Genomic DNA, 18,553 nt, shown 5'->3' with positions numbered 1-18,553 from the left:
CATTAAATGACTGTTTCACTCCCGAATGAGTCCACCGAATACCGTTTGGCCCGGAACGCACTTCTCGCGGCCGAAATCGATTTGAGAACAAAGATCGAAGAGGTTGCAGCCTTGCGACGCGCACTGCCGTCAGGTGGTCAAATTCCCGAAGACTACGCGTTCCGAGACTTGGAGAATGAAGTAAAGCCCCTGTCATCCCTGTTTGGCGCACACAACTCTCTGATCGTCTATTCCCTGATGTACGGGCCGGACGCCACCGCGCCTTGCCCGATGTGCTCGGCCTTTCTGGACGCGCTAAACAGCCAGGTCGATCATCTGTCAAAAATGGTCTCAGTCGCAGTCGTGGCGCAGAATACGCCCGAAAAGCTCTTAGCTTTAAAGCAGGCAATGGGGTGGACATCCCTGCCGATCTATTCGGCATTAGGAACCGGATATCAGAGCGATTACCTGGCCGAGTCAGCCGATGGCAGTCAGCTCCCAATCCTGAACGTCTTTCAAAGGAACGCGACAGATATCCATCATTTCTGGAGTTCCGAGATGTTCTTTGAGCCCAGCGAATGGCATCCCCGACATGTCGATGCGGCATGGCCATTGTGGAATCTGCTGGATTTCACACCAGATGGCCGGGGTGAATTCATACCACCGCTGCGATAAAAAACGGCGACCAAAACTGGTCGCCGTTTCCGGATCACTTGATCCCGAATTAGTACCGGTAGTGTTCCGGTTTGTACGGGCCTTCGGGCGCAACGCCGATATAGGCGGCCTGTTCGCTGTCCATCTGGGTCAGTTTCACGCCGATGCGGTCCAGATGCAGGCGCGCGACTTTCTCATCCAGATGTTTGGGCAGGATATAGACCTTATTCTCGTACTGATCACCTTTGGTGAACAGTTCGATCTGCGCCAGAACCTGGTTGGTGAAGGACGCCGACATCACGAAAGACGGGTGTCCGGTGGCGTTGCCAAGGTTCAGCAAGCGGCCTTCGGACAGCAGGATGATACGGTTGCCCGAGGGCATCTCGATCATATCCACCTGTTCCTTGATGTTGGTCCACTTGTGGTTCTTGAGGCTCGCCACCTGGATTTCGTTATCGAAGTGGCCGATGTTACCGACGATGGCCATGTCCTTCATCGCGCGCATATGCTCGATGCGGATCACGTCCTTGTTGCCGGTGGTGGTGATGAAGATATCCGCAGATGCGACTTCGTCTTCCAGCAGTGTGACTTCAAACCCGTCCATCGCGGCCTGCAGGGCGCAGATCGGGTCAACTTCGGTCACTTTCACCCGGGCGCCTGCGCCGCGCAGCGAAGCGGCTGAGCCTTTGCCAACATCTCCATAGCCGCAAACCACGGCAACCTTACCGGCCATCATGGTATCGGTGGCGCGGCGGATACCGTCGACCAGCGATTCTTTACAGCCGTATTTGTTGTCGAATTTCGACTTGGTGACCGAGTCATTCACGTTGATCGCGGGGAATGGCAGGTGGCCCTCTTTCACCAGCTGATACAGACGGTTCACGCCGGTAGTGGTTTCCTCTGACACGCCTTGGATCTGGTCGCGCATCTTGGTGAACCAGCCTGGAGACGCGGCCATGCGCTTGACGATCTGCTTCTTGATCACCTCTTCCTCTTCCGAACCCGGAACGGGGATGATGTCCTCGCCCGCTTCGGCGCGAGCACCCAGCAGGATGTACAGCGTGGCGTCGCCACCATCGTCGAGGATCATGTTGGGGCCGTCTTCGAACAGGAAGGACTTGTCCAGATAATCCCAATGCTCTTCCAGCGTCTGGCCTTTGATGGCGAAGACCGGAATGCCTGCTTCGGCAATTGCGGCCGCTGCGTGATCCTGGGTCGAGAAGATATTGCACGACGCCCAGCGCACATCCGCGCCCAGCGCCACCAGCGTTTCAATCAGAACGGCGGTCTGAATGGTCATGTGCAGAGAGCCAACGATCCGCGCACCCTTCAAAGGCTTGCTGTCACCGTATTCGGCGCGCAGGGCCATCAGGCCCGGCATCTCGGTTTCAGCGATATCCAGCTCTTTGCGACCGAACCCGGCCAGTGAAATGTCTTTGACGATATAGTCCCCGGCCATCAGGTGCTCCACTCCGGTAATTACTGATCCGGGCTGCCCCTAGCATTCCTTGGGACAGGTGGCAATGTGGATGGCCGGAAACGGGAAGTCGGGTATCAAAATATTAGCTTGGCGTACCCTCTGCCTTGATTTTCGGTATCGCTTCAAAAAAATCGGTGCCAACGGCGACAATACAACTAATGCCGTTCGCCTGGGTCACCAGAACGGTATAACTTCCCGTTTCCCTTGAGGTCCAAACCTCCATGACCGACTGCGCGCCGCGCGATTTCTGCAGGCCGCCAAAGGTCAATTCCTCAGCATAGTTTTTCTGCAGTTTGGTAATCACGTGCTCACGTTCTGCACAGTTTTGGGCAAAGGCGGGTGGCGCGGTCGCGGCCATTCCGAAGGTCAGGGTTATTGCAAACAAACGCTTGAACATAGCAAGCTCCTTTCGATACGGGTTTCGTTTCGAGAGGGGCGCAACCGGGAGGAGTCTGCACCCCCCTCAGTCCTTAATGTCGGGATCGTATCGTGTAGGTTCAAAGCACGAATGCTCAAGAAAATGTTGGCAGCATGTGATCCAGACAGATACATCATAGCACAAAAACGAAAAACCAATGTGTCCAACTTCACAAGGCATGGCAGAATGGCAACACAACCCAGAGCGTGGCAACGAATGCTGTCGGGTCGCCGGCTCGATTTGCTGGACCCGACGCCCGTGGATATCGAGATCGAAGATATCGCCCACGGATTGGCCTTTGTGGCACGTTGGAACGGCCAGACAGCCGGAGATTTTGCCTATTCCGTGGCCGAACATTCGCTTTTGGTCGAAGAGCTCTTTGGCCGCGTTGCCCCCAAGGCGCCTGTGAAATGGCGATTGGCGGCGCTGTTACACGACGCACCTGAATATGTGATCGGAGACATGATTTCACCGGTCAAATCCGCCGTAGGCCCGGATTACGGCGCATTGGACGACCGGCTGACTGCGGCGATCCATATCCGCTTTGGGTTGCCCGCAGAGGTGCCGAAAACTGTGAAACGCCAGATCAAGAAGGCTGACAGGATAAGCGCCTGGATGGAGGCCACCCAGATCGCAGGATTTTCCGAAGCCGAGGCCAGCAGGTTCTTTGGTCGCCCCGATAAAGCGATTTTGGAGGGGCTACAGATAAAACTGCGCCCGCCTGTCGAGGTACGGCGGGCATACACCCAGCGACATCAAGCCCTGATAAACAACATGTAGCTTTGTAGTTTTCGAGAGAACACTGTCATCGCGCCCCATAGCTGGCTCGCACCGTCTAGGTTTCGACGGTCCAAGCTGACGGCAGGTTGAAGATAGATCGGCGTCTCTGACTATGCTACTTCATGTTAAAACAAGACTATCCTCGGGCACAGCTTCAAATGAGCGACGCATACAGCCAGATCGCGGACACGCAGTTGCAATATGCCAATGCCTGCCTGCGTGAAGCGTACAACCTGGCAGGTCGGGGACGGGTGCGTAATCTGATCCGAAAGTCGTTGCTGCCGCAGATGGTCGAATACAGGGGCTGCAAAATCCACCTACACCCCCATGACAATTTCAGTGAGTTTGCGATCTGGCGAAAGGGCCGAACCCCGGAAGAGCTTGAATTGAACTGGCTGCAAGAGACTTTTGCGGGTAGATCCTTGAAGGTCTTGGATATCGGGGCAAATTTTGGCCTGTATTCACTTTTTCTCGCATCTGTTCTCAGCGCAGATTCCCAGATTCATGCATTCGAACCCAACCCGATATTGTTCGAACGTTTAACGACAAACTGCCGCCTGAACGGTTTCGACAATGTGAATCTGAACAGGTTCGCCATCTCAGGCGATACCGGAGAAGCAACGCTTTCCATAAAACTTCGGGGCGAAACGGCCACCAATCTGGGCGAGGCGCAATTGACCAACGATCCGGCATCCACGGACAAAACAAATTCCGAAACTATGCAGGTCCAAACCAGAACGCTTCTGGAGCTTACACATCTGCATGGGGCCGATTTCGCCAAGCTTGATGTCGAAGGACACGAGGCGTGCATTCTCATGCCGTTTCTTGAGGCCGCAGAAGACGAAGCGCTCCCTCAATACATGCAGCTGGAAACTGTAAATCTTGGCGATAGCGCCAAAGGCCTGTTTGCCTCGCTTTCTGATCGCGGATATGAAAATGTCTTTCAAACCCAACGCAATATCATCTTCAGAAGATAGGCCGTGCCAGGAAGAACCGCGATCATGATCAGACCCCTTCAGGTCGAGCCGATATGAACGTCGGTTTGTTCTCCTGCGCCAAGGATGAAGGGCCGTTTATTCTTGAGTGGGTCGCATATCATCTGCTGATCGGATTCGATCCGATCCTGATTTACAGCAATGACTCGACGGACGGCACCACCGAACTGCTGGATTCATTGGATAAGAACGGGATCATTTCCCATGTTCTGCAGGACTTGAAACCGGGGCAGGCACCGCAGCATACCGCGGCGGAAACAGCCTATGCACATCCTGCGCTTGACGATGCCGATTGGCTGATGTGGCTTGATAGCGATGAGTTTCTTTTCTGCGCAAACGATGAAAATCAAGTCGCAGACCTCGTTGAGCACTGTTCCGATATCGCCGAGGGCATCGCGGTGAATTGGTTGATCTTTGGGGATGGTGGCAACGACAAGTGGGAACCGGGGCTGGTTACGCAACAGTTCTTAAGACGCGCCGCTACCGAACATAACTTGCATCACTATTTCAAAACGCTCTTTCGAAAATCCGATAAAATAAGAGGGTTTGGCCTGCACCGGCCCCACTTGCGGCCAGACTTTCGGAACGATGGATCGCAATTTGTAAATGCCGCGGGCCTGCCGATGCACGAACACATGTATCGATCGGGATCACGGCGAAGACATGCGTTGGGTGCAGCACCAGAACATCTGTCCACACATGATTGGGCTGCCGTCTTTCACTACCCGGTGAAAACGCGCGACAGTTTCGCGCTCAAGCGGCAGCGCGGGCAAGGCACAAAAGCGACAGATGCACCCAACCGGTCCAGCCGATTTCGCGAAAGATACTGGAACAAGTACAACCAGAACAGCGTCGTGGATGATCGAATGTTGGCAATGGGCGACCGGCTGCAGGCAAAAATGGATGAGTTGCTGTCATTGCCCGAGGTTGGTAGCGCGCATTCTGCCTGCCTTAAGCATTACGCGCTTAGACTGCAAACTGAGGCGCAGAACTCGACTTGAACGTCGTCAGGAACGGTCTAAAAAACACGCACAGCTGAGTTTGCAGGTTTACCTTGGACTACGCTTCGCCAGAATCCGCTGCAAGGTCCTGCGGTGCATGTTCAGGCGGCGCGCAGTTTCGGAAACATTCCGGTCGCACAACTCATAGACGCGCTGGATATGTTCCCAGCGAACGCGGTCGGCGCTCATCGGGTTTTCCGGCGGCGGGGGCAACTCGTCACCTTTGGCCAGCAACGCGTTGGTAATGTCCGTGGCGTCGGCAGGCTTGGACAAGTAATCGGTCGCACCAATTTTGACTGCGGCAACGGCGGTGGCAATGGCGCCATAGCCGGTCAGAACGACGACCCGGCTGTCGGGGCGTTTTTCGCGCAGGACTTCGACCACATCGAGCCCGTTGCCATCTTCGAGCCGCAGATCGACCACGGCATAGGCGGGCGGGCGGGCAGTGGAAATGGCGCGGCCTGCGGCGACGGACCCGGCGGTTTCAACCTCGAAGCCGCGCTTCTCCATGGCCTTGGCCAGACGTCTCAGAAACGGCTCGTCATCATCGACCAGAAGCAGCGATTTGTCGGGGCCGATTTCAAGCTGGGAACTGTCTGCCATATGTGGGTCTTTCCGCTATTTCATGCCTCTTGGCTTAAACATGAGTAATAGCAGCGCCATTCCAAAGGTCAAACCGACTGTTGCGCATCAGATCTGGTCGAGGAAGCAGCCAACCTTGTCCGCCATCTGCTCGGCCGTGTCGTCCCGTTTGAAAAACTCCAGGAACCCGTCTTCGGGCGTGACCAGATAGGTAAAGGTGGAATGGTCGACCAGATAATACTCGTCGCTTTTGTCATGCGCCTTGTAATAGGTTTTATAAGCCTTGCTGGCCGCCTTGACCTGCTCGGGCGATCCGGTCAGCGCAATCATGCGCTCGTGCAGGTTGAAGGCATAATCGCCCATGACTTCGGGCGTGTCGCGGTCCGGGTCGATCGAGATGAACAGCGGCGTTACCGATTGGCCGCGTTCCGCCAGCAGATCAACTGCTTCGACATTACGTGACATATCCAGAGGGCAGACATCCGGGCAGAAGGTGTAACCGAAATAGACAAGCGTGGGCTCGGTGATCACGTCCTTGTCGGTCACCGTTTCTTCCTTGGCGTTGACCAGTTCGAACGGGCCCCCAATGGCTGCGCTTCCACCTGCGATCTGAGACGAACGGCATTGCGCGAACTTGTCGTCCGTACCTCCGCGCGTCAGCAGCCACATGGTTCCAAGGCCAACAGCCAGAACAACGGTTGCGAGAATAGCGTAAAGGCGGACCATGGCGGATATCCTGATACCAAGGGGGTTATTGATCGTTTCTGCCGGGACACCTATCAACATGATGGACCGACGCAATAGGACATAATCGACAGATGACGGATTCCAACACCAGCCTTTGGCGTGGGCAGGAACGCAGTACGTGGATCAGGTTGCGCACACTGATCCTGCTGCGGTGGGTCGCCATTATCGGCCAGTTCACCGCAATCACGGTCGCGCAGCAATATTACCACGTCCAGCTTGAGCTGGCTTTGTGCTACTCCGCCATCGGCGTTTCGGTGATGGGCAACCTGACGGCCATCCTGCTGTTCCCCGAAAACAAGCGCCTGTCAGAGTTCGAGAACTTTCTGATGGTGCTGTTCGACCTGCTGCAACTGTCGATCCTGTTGTACCTGACAGGCGGGTTGAACAATCCGTTTGCGCTGCTGTTGCTGGGTCCCGTCACGATTTCCGCGAATGTGATGAGCACACGCTCGACCCTGATCATCGGCAGCGTTGCGGTGATCCTGACCACGTTGCTGGCGCAGTTTCACCTGCCGTTGCGTACCGATCTGGGGCTTGTGTTGGATATCCCCGATGTTCTGCTGTTCGGCAACTGGGCGGCGATCATCATCGCCATCGTGTTCATCGGGGCTTATTCCCACCGCATCAGTTCCGAGGTTCAGTCGATGTCCGAAGCGCTTTCGGCAACGCATATGGCGCTGGCGCGCGAACAGAAGCTGACCGATCTCGGCGGTGTGGTGGCCGCTGCCGCGCATGAGCTGGGCACGCCTCTGGCCACGATCAAGCTGGCCAGTTCGGAACTGATCGAAGAGCTGGACGACCGCCCCGAGTTGCGGGAAGACGCCGCCCTGATCCGCGAACAGGCTGACCGCTGCCGCGATATCCTGCGCGATATGGGCCGCGCCGGGAAAGATGACCTGCACCTGCGTCAGGCTCCGCTGTCCACGGTGATCCATGAAGCGGCGGAACCCCATATAAACCGGGGCAAAGAAGTGCGTTTCGACGAGGGGCCCGTCGCCGATGGCGATGTGCAGCAACCCTCGATCCTGCGCAAACCCGAGATCATCCATGGATTGCGCAACCTGATCCAGAACGCGGTGGATTTTGCCCGCTCGAATGTATGGGTCGAGGCCGAGTGGACCTCGGACCGGATCAGCGTCTCGATCATGGATGACGGGCGCGGATATCCCTCGCATGTCATCGGACGGATCGGCGATCCTTTCATGCGGCGGCGCCGCTCCGATCACAGCAGCCGACCTGAATACGAAGGCATGGGTCTGGGGCTGTTTATCGCCAAAACTCTGCTGGAACGCAGCGGCGCCGAGCTTTACTTTGCCAACGGTGCAGACCCCTATCAGACCCTGACCGATCAGCCGGAACGCCGGGGAGCGATTGTCAAGGTGGTCTGGCCGCGCAAACTGATCGACGCGCAAACCGGCGATACTCCGGTACCGTCAGGCGCCAACCAGCCCTTCCAAATCTGAGTTAAGACCCCGTTAACCATTGCGGTTCATACAGACCGGGTTGTTTTGACAGGGACTTTGGACCAATGGCCGATTGGATCGTTCTGGCCGCAATCAGCGTGGTTTCGGCCAGCTTTGCAATACTATGGCTATTGCCACGCCGTCAGCCCAAAGCGGGTGACTATGGCTTGTCGGCACCCGGGGCGCTGTTCAACGTCGTATTTCTGTTTGATGGCGACCGGTTGATCAGCCACTCAGATGTTGCATTGGCCGGATACGAATCCGTCAGCAACTGGGCTGACCTGCGACGCCTGTTGCAACGCGATTTCCCTGCCTTCCCCGAAACACCCGAGATTGTGCGGTCTGAGGGGAATATAGCCGTTTCGGCCATAGACTGCACGGTCGAACGGGAAGTGCTTTGTGAATGGATCGACGGCATCATCCGGGTTCAGCTGCGCGACCTGACAGGGACTGCGTCCAATCCGCGACGCGACCCGAATGATCCGATCCGGCTGGCAATGGAGCAGGCCCCCTACCCCGTTTGGTTGGTGGACAACCGAAACAAAGTGCAGTGGTGCAACGCGGCATATGTTTCGCTGGTTCGCAAAATCGTCGGGCAGGACGCAGATTTGACGGACCCGCTATTTCCTTCGCTTACAGATGAGGCGCAACTGGGCCGAAAGACCCGGGTCTCGATCCCGGTCAGGGGCGGTAGTGCCAAAATATGGTTTGATCTGACCCGCGTGGCCCGGGATCAGGATCAGCTGTGTTACGCGGTCGACATCAATGCGATCGTCGAAGCCGAAACCGCGCAACGCAAGTTCGTGCAGACCATGGCGAAGACCTTCGCTCAGCTGTCGATCGGCCTGGCGATCTTCGACCGCAACCGGCAGCTGGCTCTTTTCAACCCGGCCCTGGTCGATCTGACCACCCTGCCGCCGGATTTTCTGAGCCTCCGCCCAAGCCTGTCCAGCTTCTTCGACCGGTTGCGCGATCAGCACATGATGCCCGAACCCAAGAACTATCGCAGTTGGCGGCGCCAGATGAATGATCTGCTTGAGGCCGCCCAAGACGGCAACTATCAGGAAACATGGTCGCTTCCCTCGGGTTCGGTTTATTCGGTCAGCGGACGCCCGCACCCCGATGGCGCCGTCGCTTTCCTGTTCGAGGACATCACCGCCGAGATCACCTTAACCCGGCGGTTCCGCGCGGAAATGGATCTGATGCAGTCCATTCTGGACAAGCTGGCCGATGCCATCGCGGTTTTCTCGGATGACGGGACCCTGGCGACTACGAACTACGCCTATCAGATGCTGTGGGGAGACAGCGATGAAGCCGGGTTTGAGCCGGTTACGGTTCTTGAGATTACCCGCCAGTGGCAAGAGCACTGCACCGCCACACCGATCCTCGGCGAAATCCGGGAATTCGTGACCGGGCGCGAGAACCGGGCTGAATGGTCGGGGGAACTAACTCTCAAATCCGGCGGCTCGATGACGTGCACCGTCAGCCCTATGCAGAACGGGGCGACCATTGTCCGTTTCGTTCCCGGCAGCGCTGCTAAAGACATTGCGGAAATGCGGAAAATCAGCGCCTGAACCGGGTTGCAGCCGACAAACCGCAGGTTCATTGTGGCGCCATGAAGGCACCACTTGAACTGACCCTGAAATCCCCTGAGGACACCGCCGATATCGCCGCCCGGATGGGTGGCGCATTGCAAACGGGCGATACCATCCTGCTTGAAGGGGTGATCGGCGGCGGAAAGACCCATTTCGCGCGCGCGTTGATTCAATCGGTCCTGGCGGCGCCCGAAGACGTCCCCTCGCCGACATTTACCCTTGTTCAGGTTTACGAGACTCAGATTGGCGAGGTCTGGCACTCTGACCTCTATCGGCTTACTTCCATGGAAGAGGTCGAGGAGCTGGGGCTGGTCGAGGCATTCGACACCGGCATCTGTCTGATCGAGTGGCCGGAAAAGCTGGGTCCGCTTATGCCGCAATCCGCCCTGCTGATCCGGTTCAGTGCCGACCCCGGCGATCAGGACACGCGACATCTTGTACTGTCGTGGTCGGACCCGAAATGGAATGCCAAGCTGGAGATGATCCAATGACGAACCGGGCCATTCTGGCAGAAGCGCTGATCGCGCAAACCCCCTGGGCCGAAGCCCAACATACGCCTCTGGCCGGTGACGCCTCGAACCGCAGGTATGAGCGTCTGACCGATCCGGCCACCGGCCGGACCGCCGTATTAATGGACGCCCCGCCCGAAAAGGGAGAGGCCATCGAACCTTTCGTGCGCATGGCGGAATATCTGCGCTCCATTGGGCTGAGCGCGCCGGAAATCTATGCCGAGGATTGCGAATACGGTTTTCTGCTGCTCGAAGATTTGGGCGATGCCCTTTTTGCCCGCGTTTTAAGGGACGATCCCACATTGGAGCGCACTTTGTATGATGCCGCGACCGATGTGCTTGTCCACCTGCACGCAGCACCGACAATCTCGCTCGACAGTTACGACCCTGCCCTGATGACTGAGCTGGCTGCGCTCTCGTTTACAAAATATGCTCAGGGCATTCTGGGGGCACATGACGAAGAGGCCCGCGCCCGGTTCGAACTGCGTTTTGCCGACATCCTGCACCGTGAAACCGGTGGGACACGGGTTGTCGTGCAGCGTGATTATCACGCGGAGAACCTGATCTGGCTGCCCGAGCGCGAAGGTCTGGCGCGCGTGGGACTGCTGGATTTCCAAAGCGCAATGCTCGGGCATCCCGCCTATGACCTGATGTCGTTGCTGCAGGATGTGCGCCGGGCTGTTCCCACCGGGATCGAAATGCGCATGATCGATCGCTACATCACCGCATCCGGTGCTGACGGGCATGACTTCCGCACCGCATATGCTGTGCTGGGCGCCCAGCGCAACCTGCGTATCCTGGGCGGGTTTGCCCGTCTGGCGACGGAGTATGGAAAACCTCATTACGTCGACCTGATTCCGGCGGCATGGGCGCATCTGATGCGCGACCTTGAACATCCCGCGCTGATACCGGTGGCCGATCTTCTACGCGGTGCGCTGCCCCATCCAAACCGCGAAAACCTGGCAAAGCTGAGATCGCAATGACCGACGCGCCCGAAGCTGCAATGCTGTTCGCTGCCGGTTTTGGTACCCGCATGGGCGCCCTGACCAAAGACCGGCCAAAGCCTCTGATCGAGGTCGCCGGGCGGCCTCTGATAGACCATACGCTGGATCTGGTCGATCCGCTGCGGCCCTTGCGCGTTGTTGCCAACCTGCACTACCACGCCGACCAGCTCGCCGACTATCTGGCGGACAAGGACGTGGCATTGTCGCGGGAAGAACCGCGCATTCTGGAGACCGGCGGCGGGTTGCGCGCGGCACTGCCATTGCTTGGTTCCGGGCCGGTCTTTACCCTGAACAGCGATGCGATCTGGGCCGGGCCGAACCCGCTGCACCTGCTGCGAGACCATTGGAATCCTGACGAAATGGATGCATTGCTGATGTGTGTCCCAGTCGGGCAAACTCTTGGCCATGCAGGCCCCGGCGACTTCACCCAAGACAGCACCGGACGGATTACCCGCGGTGCAGGGTTGATTTATGGCGGTGCGCAGATTCTGAAGACCGATGGTTTGCATCGCATCGAGGGAGATGCGTTTTCGCTGAACCAGCTGTGGGATCAGATGCTTCGGCAGAGGCGTTTGTTTGCGCTCGCTTACCCCGGGCGTTGGTGCGATGTGGGACGGCCCGAAGGGATTGAACTTGCCGAAGGGCTGATCGCCGATGTTTGAGCCCAGCGCCCTGCCCCGGGTTTTTGCCGCACCACCGGGTGCGGATTTCCCCAAGGTATTGGTGGAAGGGCTGCATCGGCGCTTTGAGGGACAGCCGCCCGACGCGTTGGCCAGAGTTCAGCTTGTAGTCAATACCCGTCGCATGGCGCGCCGGGTACGTGATTTGTTCGATCAGGGACCCGCTTGCCTGCTGCCGAGAGTGTCTCTGGTCACCGATCTCGGGGAAAGCGCGGATCTGGCACAGGTTCCGCCGGCGATCCCGCCCCTGCGCCGAAGGCTGGAGCTGACCCAGCTGATCGCCAGACTTCTGGACCAGCAACCCGATCTGGCCGCACGATCGTCACTGTTCGATCTGTCCGACAGCCTGGCCGCGCTGATCGACGAAATGCAGGGGGAAGGGGTCTCACCCGACGCAATCAGACAACTGGATGTCAGCGACATGTCCGGTCATTGGGCAAGGGCGCAGGCTTTTATCGGCATCGCCGATCAGTTCATGCATTCCGGCGCGGATGCGCTTGACGCTCAGGCGCGGCAACGACGGGTGGTCGGGAACCTGATCGCACGCTGGCAGGTCGCTCCACCCGGGCACCCTGTCATTCTGGCAGGCTCTACCGGATCGCGCGGCACCACCCTGATGCTGATGCAGGCCGTCGCGCGCTTGCCACAGGGGGCGTTGGTGTTGCCGGGTTTTGATTTCGACCAGCCCGACCACGTCTGGCGCAATCTGGACGACGCACTCACATCCGAGGACCACCCCCAGTACCGTTTTCGCAAACTGATGCTCGGGCTAGATCTGAAGCCGGAACACATCCTGCCCTGGACGACAGATCAGGCACCGTCTCCCGCCCGTAACAAGCTGATTTCGCTTGCATTACGTCCGGCCCCGGTGACTGACGCCTGGATGACCGAAGGCCCACGCCTGCCTGATCTGAACGGCGCCACCAGAGATGTCACGTTGATCGAGGCGTCTTCGCCCCGGGCCGAAGCTTTGGCGATTGCGCTTCGTCTGCGTCAGGCGGCTGAGACCGGACAAACCGCTGCATTGATTACACCTGACCGGATGTTAACCCGACAGGTCAGCGCAGCATTGGATCGATGGGATATCCTACCTGACGACAGCGCTGGCCTGCCGCTGCAACTGTCTCCGCCGGGGCGGTTTCTGCGCCATGTCGCTGGGTTGTTCGCGCGCCGTCTCGATGGTGAGGGGCTGCTGACATTGCTGAAACATCCTCTGTGCCACGATGGCGGTGATCGGGGCAGCCATCTGTTGCATACCCGTGATCTTGAGCTTGACCTGCGTCGCCACGGCCCGCCCTTCCCCGACAGCACCAGCCTGAGCGCCTTCGCCATTCGCGCCGAGGCGCCCGAGGGTTGGGTTCGTTGGGTGACCGAGACGTTCTGCGATCAGTACAGTCCGGGCGAACGGCCGCTGACGGATTGGGTCGGCAAGCTGCGTACGCTGGCCGAGGTGATCTCGGCGGGAGCGACCGGTGAAACCGGCACGTTGTGGGACAAGAACGCAGGTCAAAAGGCGCTTGCCGTCATGACCGCTCTGGAAGACGAGGCACAGCATGGCGGCGCGATGACAGCCCATGATTTCGCCGACCTTCTGGGGGCATTGCTGGCAGGCGAAGAAGTGCGCGACCGTGACGCGCCCCACCCGCATCTGATGATCTGGGGCACGCTTGAGGCGCGCGTACAGGGCGCAGATCTGTTAATTCTGGGCGGCCTGAACGAAGGCAGCTGGCCCGAGGCTGCGGCCCCCGATCCCTGGCTCAACCGGCAAATGCGCAACGCCGCCGGTCTTTTGCTGCCCGAACGCCGGATCGGTCTGTCCGCGCATGACTTTCAGCAGGCGGCGGGCGCATCAGAAGTGTTTCTGACCCGCGCAACCCGCTCGGATGATGCGGAAACCGTGCCATCAAGATGGCTGAACCGCATGACGAACCTGTTGCAAGGCTTGCCCGAGCAAGGTGGGACGGATGCTCTGGCGGCGATGCGTGCGCGGGGCCGGAACTGGCTGGATTGGGCGGAAACGTTGGAACAGGCATCCCGGATCGCCCCCGCACACCGCCCGTCCCCACGGCCACCCGTTTCTGCGCGGCCCCGGCGGTTGTCCGTAACCGAGATCAAGCGCCTGATCCGCGACCCTTACGCCATCTACGCCCGGCATGTCTTGAGACTGAAACCGCTTGACCCGCTGGTTCAGGCCCCTGACGCCCTGTTGCGCGGTATCGTCATCCACGACGTTATGGAACAGTTCGTTCGCGACAGCGTTCTGGACCCTGCCTTGCTGAGTCGCGAGAACTTCCTGAAACGGGCTGAGTCGCTGCTTGCGGAACATGTTGCCTGGCCCACGGCGCAAAAACTGTGGCTGGCGCGGCTGGAACGGATCACCGACAGCTTTCTGTCCGCCGAGATTCAGCGGCGCACCGATGGCGGACCCGTGGCCTTTGAAGTGGGAATGAACATAACGCTTGCGCCGCTGGACTTCACCATCTCCGGGCGCGCTGACCGGATCGACCGAAACGGGCACGGGGCATTGCGCATCATCGACTACAAGACCGGCGCGCCGCCCACCGAAAGCCAGCAGGCCAAGTTCGACAAGCAACTGCTGATCGAGGCCGCGATAGCAGAGCAGGGCGGGATTGAAGGCTTCGACCCACTCCCTGTTGCGCAGGCGATCTTCATAGGCATGGGCGGAGCGTACAAAGAGGTGCCCGCACCGCTGCAAAAAGAGCCCGCCGACAAGGTTCTGGCAGAACTGAAAGAACTTGTTTCCGCTTATTTAGAGCCTGATCAGGGATTTTCTTCACGCCGGATGCTGCACAAAGACACGGATATCGGTGATTATGATCATCTTGCCCGGTTTGGAGAGTGGGACCGCTCGGCTCAGACTGACCCGGAGGAACTGAGATGAGTCTCCGCAATGACGCAACCGAACGGCAGGTTCAGGCCGCGCGCCCGGATGCATCAACCTGGCTGGCGGCCAATGCGGGGTCGGGCAAGACGCGGGTGCTGACCGACCGCGTGGCGCGCCTGTTGCTGGACGGCGTACAGCCGCAGCACATTCTGTGTCTGACCTATACCAAGGCCGCCGCCAGTGAGATGCAGAACCGGCTGTTCAAACGGCTCGGAAAATGGGCGATGCTGGACAACGGCGCCCTTCAGGACGAGCTGGTCGAGCTTGGCGTGCCGGGCGTGATCGACCCGGACCGGCTGGCGCAAGCGCGCACTCTGTTCGCACGCGCCATCGAGACGCCGGGTGGCCTGAAAATCCAGACGATCCATTCGTTCTGCGCCTCGCTGCTGCGGCGGTTCCCGCTGGAGGCCGGCGTCAGCCCTCAGTTCGCCGAAATGGAGGACCGCGCCGCCGCGTTGCTGCGCGAAGAGATCGTCGAGGATTTCGCCCAAGGCCCCCAAGCGGCGTTAATCGAGGATGTCGCCCGCTTCGTCACGGATACCGGCTTTGACAAGCTAACCGCCGCCATCGCACAGAGGCGCAATCAGTTTGAGCGGGTTCTGCAATGGCCGGACCTTCTGCAACGGTTTGGTCTGCCGGAAGGTTTCGATGAACAGGTCTTGCTGCAGACCATCTTTCTGGGCGGTGAGACCGATCTGATCCAATCCATGCTGCCTGCGCTGTATGAAAGCGGTGGGAACAACGCCAAAGCTGCTGACAAGCTTGCGGGCTTTACCGAGGCTCGACTGAGCAACCTGCTGGTATTGGAAAGCGTTTTGCTGACAGGCAAGGGCGCGAAGGAGCCGTTTACAGCCAAACTCAACAGCTTCCCGACCAAGGCACTGCGCGAAGGCGCTCTGGCTGATCGGATGCCACAGCTTGAGGCACTGATGCTGCGCGTTGAGGCCGCGCGGGAACAGCGGCTGGCGCTGGTCGCAGCCCAGAAAACCCATGTTTTACATCGTTTTGCCGCTGCCTTCCTGCCAGAATATGAGCGGCGTAAGCAAGTGCGCGGATGGTTGGATTTCGACGACCTGATCCTGCGCGCGCGGCGGGTTTTGAACGACCCGACCGTGGCGGAATGGGTGCTTTATCGGCTTGATGGTGGGATCGACCATATTCTGGTGGATGAGGCACAGGATACCAGCCCGGACCAATGGGACGTCATCGAAAAACTGGCGCAGGAATTCACCAGCGGAGAGGGGGCTCGGTCAGGAATTGAGCGCACGATCTTTGTGGTCGGCGACAAGAAACAGTCGATCTATTCCTTCCAGGGGGCCGACCCGCAAGCCTTCGACCGTATGCGGGCTGAATTTGGTAGAAAACTGCAAGAGTCAGGCTCTAAATTGGAAAAAATGGAGCTGGAGTATTCGTTTAGATCTTCCAGTGCGATCCTGTCTCTAGTCAATGTCCTATTCGAGCAACATGCTGAGGCTGGCTTTCAGGACGAGGCACTACATCGCGCGTTCAAAACCGGTCTTCCGGGCCGCGTTGATCTGTGGCCTGTAGTCGAGAAGGTCGAAGACGACGATGACTCCGACTGGACTGACCCGGTGGACCGACCCAGTGCGCGGCATCACACGGTCATTCTAGCGCAACAGGTTGCGCGTTCCATCAAGGATATGATTGAACGGGGCGAATCCATTCCCGAAGATGGCGACCCCCCCGGCACCTTTGTCCGGCGCAAGGTGCAACCCGGAGACTTTCTGATCCTCGTCCAGCGCCGCTCGGACTTGTTTGCCGAGATCATCCGGGCCTGCAAAGCCGCTGATCTGCCCATCGCAGGCGCTGACCGCCTGAAAGTGGGCGCGGAACTGGCGGTCAAGGATCTTGCCGCCCTGCTGAGCTTTCTGGCCACTCCCGAAGACAGCCTGTCGCTGGCCACCGTGCTGAAATCCCCGCTGTTCGGCTGGACGGAACAGCAGCTGTTCGATCTGGCCCATCGCAGAGAAGAAACCTACCTGTGGGCCACTCTGCGTAATCGATCCGAGGAATTCCCCGAAACGCTGGCCGTTTTGAACGATCTGCGCGGGCAAACCGACTTCTTGCGCCCCTACGATCTGATCGAACGCATTCTGACCCGGCATGACGGACGACGCAAACTGCTGGGCCGCCTGGGAGCCGAGGCCGAGGATGGCATCAACGCCTTGCTGTCGCAAGCGCTGGCCTATGAGCGGACGGATATTCCCAGCCTCACGGGTTTTCTGGTCTGGATGCAAACCGATGATCTTGAAATCAAGCGCCAGATGAGCGGTGTCGGCAACATGATCCGGGTGATGACCGTGCATGGCTCGAAGGGTCTGGAAGCGCCGATCGTGATCCTGCCAGATACCGGCAAACGACAGCCTCCGCGTGATGCCGAGATCATGATGGCCGGGGAAACCCCATTGTGGAAAGTGCCCGCCGATGCCTCTCCGGCTTTGATTGCGAACGCGCGGGCGGACGCGCGAATACGCGAAGAAAATGAGCGATTGCGGCTTTTATATGTGGCTCTAACACGGGCTGAAAAGTGGTTGATTGTAGCGGCAACCGGGGATGTCGGGAAAGATGGCAGCAGCTGGTATCAGATGGTCGCGGCCGCGATGGCACAGGCCGGGGCCACACAGGTGCCCGGCACCCAGATCACGCGGCTGGCGCATGGTGACTGGGACGCGTTGCCCGTTGTTGAACGTGAAAGCACCCTGAGAACCGGGCAAGATCTGCCAGAGTTTTTCGATCAGACCGCGCCGCAGCCGCAAGCACCGACTGAGACGCTCAGCCCGTCTGATCTTGGGGGCGCCAAGGCGTTGCCCGGAGATGCAGGACAAGATGAAGAGGCGGCAAAGCGCCGCGGAACACGGCTGCACCTGCTGCTTGAGCATCTGCCTGATGTCGCGCGAGACCAATGGCCGCAGCTCTGCAACCGGCTGTTGGCGGATATGCAGGGCGCGGAACGCACCGAGGTGTTGAACGAGGCGACCGCTGTACTGACCGCAGAACATCTGAAACCCGTGTTTGCACCCGACGCTTTGGCCGAGATCCCGGTGTCCGCCGATCTGCACGGCGCACGGATGCATGGCGTTATCGACAGGCTGATCGTCTCTGACGACGAGGTTCATGTGGTTGATTTCAAATCAAATGCAACCGTCCCGGACGGGCCGGAAACCTGCCCCGAGGGACTGTTGCGCCAGATGGGGGCTTACGCGTATGCTCTGGCTCAAATCTATCCCAATCACCGTATCCGCACCGCGATCCTGTGGACCCGGACCGCACATCTGATGTGGCTTCCGCACGATATGGTGAGAGACGCGCTGGCGCGTTACCCTATATCTTGACCTCTCCCCGCACCGGACCTACGTTCTGTGCCCAAGCATTCCCATTCAGGAGACAGACATGTCGACCGTTGCCGTTACCGACGATACCTTTGACGCCGAAGTCAAGAATTCCGATATCCCCGTTGTGGTGGATTTCTGGGCCGAGTGGTGCGGCCCCTGTAAACAGATCGGTCCCGCGCTCGAAGAGCTGGCCACCGAATACGGCGGCAAGGTCAAGATCGCCAAGGTCGATGTAGACAGCAACCCGAACGCCGCAGCCGCTATGGGCGTACGTGGCATTCCGGCGCTGTTCATCTTCAAGGACGGTCAGGTTGTTTCGAACCGCGCGGGTGCTGCGCCCAAGGCAGCCCTGCAAAGCTGGATCGACGAGTCGATCTGAGCCGGTGTGGTTTAAGATGATCAAAGGCG

The 18,553-nt window shown here is 58.9% G+C and carries 16 protein-coding genes; 12 read left to right on the top strand and 4 right to left on the bottom strand.

All coding sequences use genetic code 11. The annotated features are described in order from the left end of the window. The first annotated feature begins 6 nt into the window (after positions 1–6). Positions 7–654, top strand: a complete 648-nt coding sequence (locus RA27_RS18600) for a DUF899 family protein (RefSeq protein ID WP_039542653.1) — start codon at positions 7–9, stop codon at positions 652–654. 49 nt (positions 655–703) lie between these two features. Here RA27_RS18600 and ahcY read toward each other — a convergent pair whose 3' ends face one another. Together ahcY and RA27_RS18590 are read right to left on the bottom strand one after the other, a co-directional pair. Continuing rightward, positions 704–2,092 (bottom strand): adenosylhomocysteinase, encoded by a 1,389-nt coding sequence (gene ahcY / locus RA27_RS18595; protein WP_039542650.1) that lies wholly within the window; start codon positions 2,090–2,092, stop codon positions 704–706. Positions 2,093–2,195: 103 nt separating this feature from the next. Beyond that, entirely contained in the window at positions 2,196–2,510 is a 315-nt protein-coding gene (locus RA27_RS18590; RefSeq protein ID WP_039542646.1) for a hypothetical protein, read from the bottom strand. 207 nt (positions 2,511–2,717) lie between these two features. On the opposite strand from RA27_RS18590, the gene RA27_RS18585 reads away from it, so the two are divergent. The 3 genes from RA27_RS18585 (at position 2,718) to RA27_RS18575 (ending at position 5,307) form a co-directional block, all read left to right on the top strand. Beyond that, positions 2,718–3,311, top strand: coding sequence for an HD family hydrolase (locus RA27_RS18585; protein WP_039543186.1), 594 nt, complete (start codon positions 2,718–2,720; stop codon positions 3,309–3,311). Between the two features lie 158 nt (positions 3,312–3,469). Further along, positions 3,470–4,288 carry an FkbM family methyltransferase gene (locus RA27_RS18580; protein ID WP_039543185.1) on the top strand — a complete coding sequence of 273 codons (819 nt, stop codon included), beginning with the start codon at positions 3,470–3,472 and terminating at the stop codon, positions 4,286–4,288. A 53-nt stretch (positions 4,289–4,341) separates the two neighbouring features. Further along, the gene (locus RA27_RS18575) at positions 4,342–5,307 is read left to right on the top strand and encodes a glycosyltransferase family 2 protein (RefSeq protein ID WP_039542644.1); all 966 of its coding nucleotides are present in this window, start codon (positions 4,342–4,344) and stop codon (positions 5,305–5,307) included. 48 nt (positions 5,308–5,355) lie between these two features. Here RA27_RS18575 and RA27_RS18570 read toward each other — a convergent pair whose 3' ends face one another. Next, on the bottom strand, positions 5,356–5,910 hold the full coding sequence (locus RA27_RS18570) for an ActR/PrrA/RegA family redox response regulator transcription factor (RefSeq protein ID WP_039542641.1): 555 nt from the start codon (positions 5,908–5,910) through the stop codon (positions 5,356–5,358). 87 nt (positions 5,911–5,997) lie between these two features. After that, the gene (locus RA27_RS18565) at positions 5,998–6,615 is read right to left on the bottom strand and encodes an SCO family protein (RefSeq protein WP_039542638.1); all 618 of its coding nucleotides are present in this window, start codon (positions 6,613–6,615) and stop codon (positions 5,998–6,000) included. A 92-nt stretch (positions 6,616–6,707) separates the two neighbouring features. Between RA27_RS18565 and RA27_RS18560 the strand changes: the two genes are divergently transcribed. The 8 genes from RA27_RS18560 to trxA all read left to right on the top strand — a co-directional run bounded on the left by RA27_RS18560 (position 6,708) and on the right by trxA (position 18,524). Next, positions 6,708–8,099, top strand: coding sequence for an ActS/PrrB/RegB family redox-sensitive histidine kinase (locus RA27_RS18560; protein ID WP_039542634.1), 1,392 nt, complete (start codon positions 6,708–6,710; stop codon positions 8,097–8,099). A 65-nt stretch (positions 8,100–8,164) separates the two neighbouring features. Then, the gene (locus tag RA27_RS18555) at positions 8,165–9,673 is read left to right on the top strand and encodes a PAS-domain containing protein (protein WP_039542630.1); all 1,509 of its coding nucleotides are present in this window, start codon (positions 8,165–8,167) and stop codon (positions 9,671–9,673) included. Positions 9,674–9,714: 41 nt separating this feature from the next. After that, on the top strand, positions 9,715–10,185 hold the full coding sequence (tsaE, locus tag RA27_RS18550; RefSeq protein ID WP_039542627.1) for a tRNA (adenosine(37)-N6)-threonylcarbamoyltransferase complex ATPase subunit type 1 TsaE: 471 nt from the start codon (positions 9,715–9,717) through the stop codon (positions 10,183–10,185). Continuing rightward, the gene (locus RA27_RS18545) at positions 10,182–11,186 is read left to right on the top strand and encodes a phosphotransferase (protein ID WP_039542624.1); all 1,005 of its coding nucleotides are present in this window, start codon (positions 10,182–10,184) and stop codon (positions 11,184–11,186) included. Before tsaE ends, RA27_RS18545 begins: the two co-directional genes overlap by 4 nt. Continuing rightward, the gene (locus RA27_RS18540) at positions 11,183–11,869 is read left to right on the top strand and encodes a nucleotidyltransferase family protein (protein ID WP_039542620.1); all 687 of its coding nucleotides are present in this window, start codon (positions 11,183–11,185) and stop codon (positions 11,867–11,869) included. Before RA27_RS18545 ends, RA27_RS18540 begins: the two co-directional genes overlap by 4 nt. Then, entirely contained in the window at positions 11,862–14,789 is a 2,928-nt protein-coding gene (addB, locus tag RA27_RS18535) for a double-strand break repair protein AddB (protein WP_039542616.1), read from the top strand. The genes RA27_RS18540 and addB overlap by 8 nt, the downstream gene beginning before the upstream one ends. Then, positions 14,786–18,145, top strand: a complete 3,360-nt coding sequence (gene addA / locus RA27_RS18530; RefSeq protein ID WP_039542612.1) for a double-strand break repair helicase AddA — start codon at positions 14,786–14,788, stop codon at positions 18,143–18,145. The genes addB and addA overlap by 4 nt, the downstream gene beginning before the upstream one ends. Positions 18,146–18,203: 58 nt before the next feature. Continuing rightward, positions 18,204–18,524, top strand: a complete 321-nt coding sequence (gene trxA, locus RA27_RS18525) for a thioredoxin (RefSeq protein ID WP_039542610.1) — start codon at positions 18,204–18,206, stop codon at positions 18,522–18,524. Positions 18,525–18,553: the final 29 nt, after the last annotated feature.

Origin of the sequence: Ruegeria sp. ANG-R (genome assembly GCF_000813985.1) — a bacterium.
Classification (GTDB): Bacteria; Pseudomonadota; Alphaproteobacteria; order Rhodobacterales; family Rhodobacteraceae; genus Ruegeria.
Note: the sequence above shows the minus strand (reverse complement) of the source record. Positions and strands in the feature narration are given on the sequence as shown.

Excerpts from the sequence above, each read along its gene's own strand:
- RA27_RS18600 (WP_039542653.1), top strand. The coding sequence starts at position 7 with ATGACTGTTTCACTCCCGAATGAGTCCACCGAATACCGTTTGGCCCGG.
- ahcY (WP_039542650.1), bottom strand. The coding sequence starts at position 2,092 with ATGGCCGGGGACTATATCGTCAAAGACATTTCACTGGCCGGGTTCGGT.
- RA27_RS18590 (WP_039542646.1), bottom strand. The coding sequence starts at position 2,510 with ATGTTCAAGCGTTTGTTTGCAATAACCCTGACCTTCGGAATGGCCGCG.
- RA27_RS18585 (WP_039543186.1), top strand. The coding sequence starts at position 2,718 with ATGGCAACACAACCCAGAGCGTGGCAACGAATGCTGTCGGGTCGCCGG.
- RA27_RS18580 (WP_039543185.1), top strand. The coding sequence starts at position 3,470 with ATGAGCGACGCATACAGCCAGATCGCGGACACGCAGTTGCAATATGCC.
- RA27_RS18575 (WP_039542644.1), top strand. The coding sequence starts at position 4,342 with ATGAACGTCGGTTTGTTCTCCTGCGCCAAGGATGAAGGGCCGTTTATT.
- RA27_RS18570 (WP_039542641.1), bottom strand. The coding sequence starts at position 5,910 with ATGGCAGACAGTTCCCAGCTTGAAATCGGCCCCGACAAATCGCTGCTT.
- RA27_RS18565 (WP_039542638.1), bottom strand. The coding sequence starts at position 6,615 with ATGGTCCGCCTTTACGCTATTCTCGCAACCGTTGTTCTGGCTGTTGGC.
- RA27_RS18560 (WP_039542634.1), top strand. The coding sequence starts at position 6,708 with ATGACGGATTCCAACACCAGCCTTTGGCGTGGGCAGGAACGCAGTACG.
- RA27_RS18555 (WP_039542630.1), top strand. The coding sequence starts at position 8,165 with ATGGCCGATTGGATCGTTCTGGCCGCAATCAGCGTGGTTTCGGCCAGC.
- tsaE (WP_039542627.1), top strand. The coding sequence starts at position 9,715 with ATGAAGGCACCACTTGAACTGACCCTGAAATCCCCTGAGGACACCGCC.
- RA27_RS18545 (WP_039542624.1), top strand. The coding sequence starts at position 10,182 with ATGACGAACCGGGCCATTCTGGCAGAAGCGCTGATCGCGCAAACCCCC.
- RA27_RS18540 (WP_039542620.1), top strand. The coding sequence starts at position 11,183 with ATGACCGACGCGCCCGAAGCTGCAATGCTGTTCGCTGCCGGTTTTGGT.
- addB (WP_039542616.1), top strand. The coding sequence starts at position 11,862 with ATGTTTGAGCCCAGCGCCCTGCCCCGGGTTTTTGCCGCACCACCGGGT.
- addA (WP_039542612.1), top strand. The coding sequence starts at position 14,786 with ATGAGTCTCCGCAATGACGCAACCGAACGGCAGGTTCAGGCCGCGCGC.
- trxA (WP_039542610.1), top strand. The coding sequence starts at position 18,204 with ATGTCGACCGTTGCCGTTACCGACGATACCTTTGACGCCGAAGTCAAG.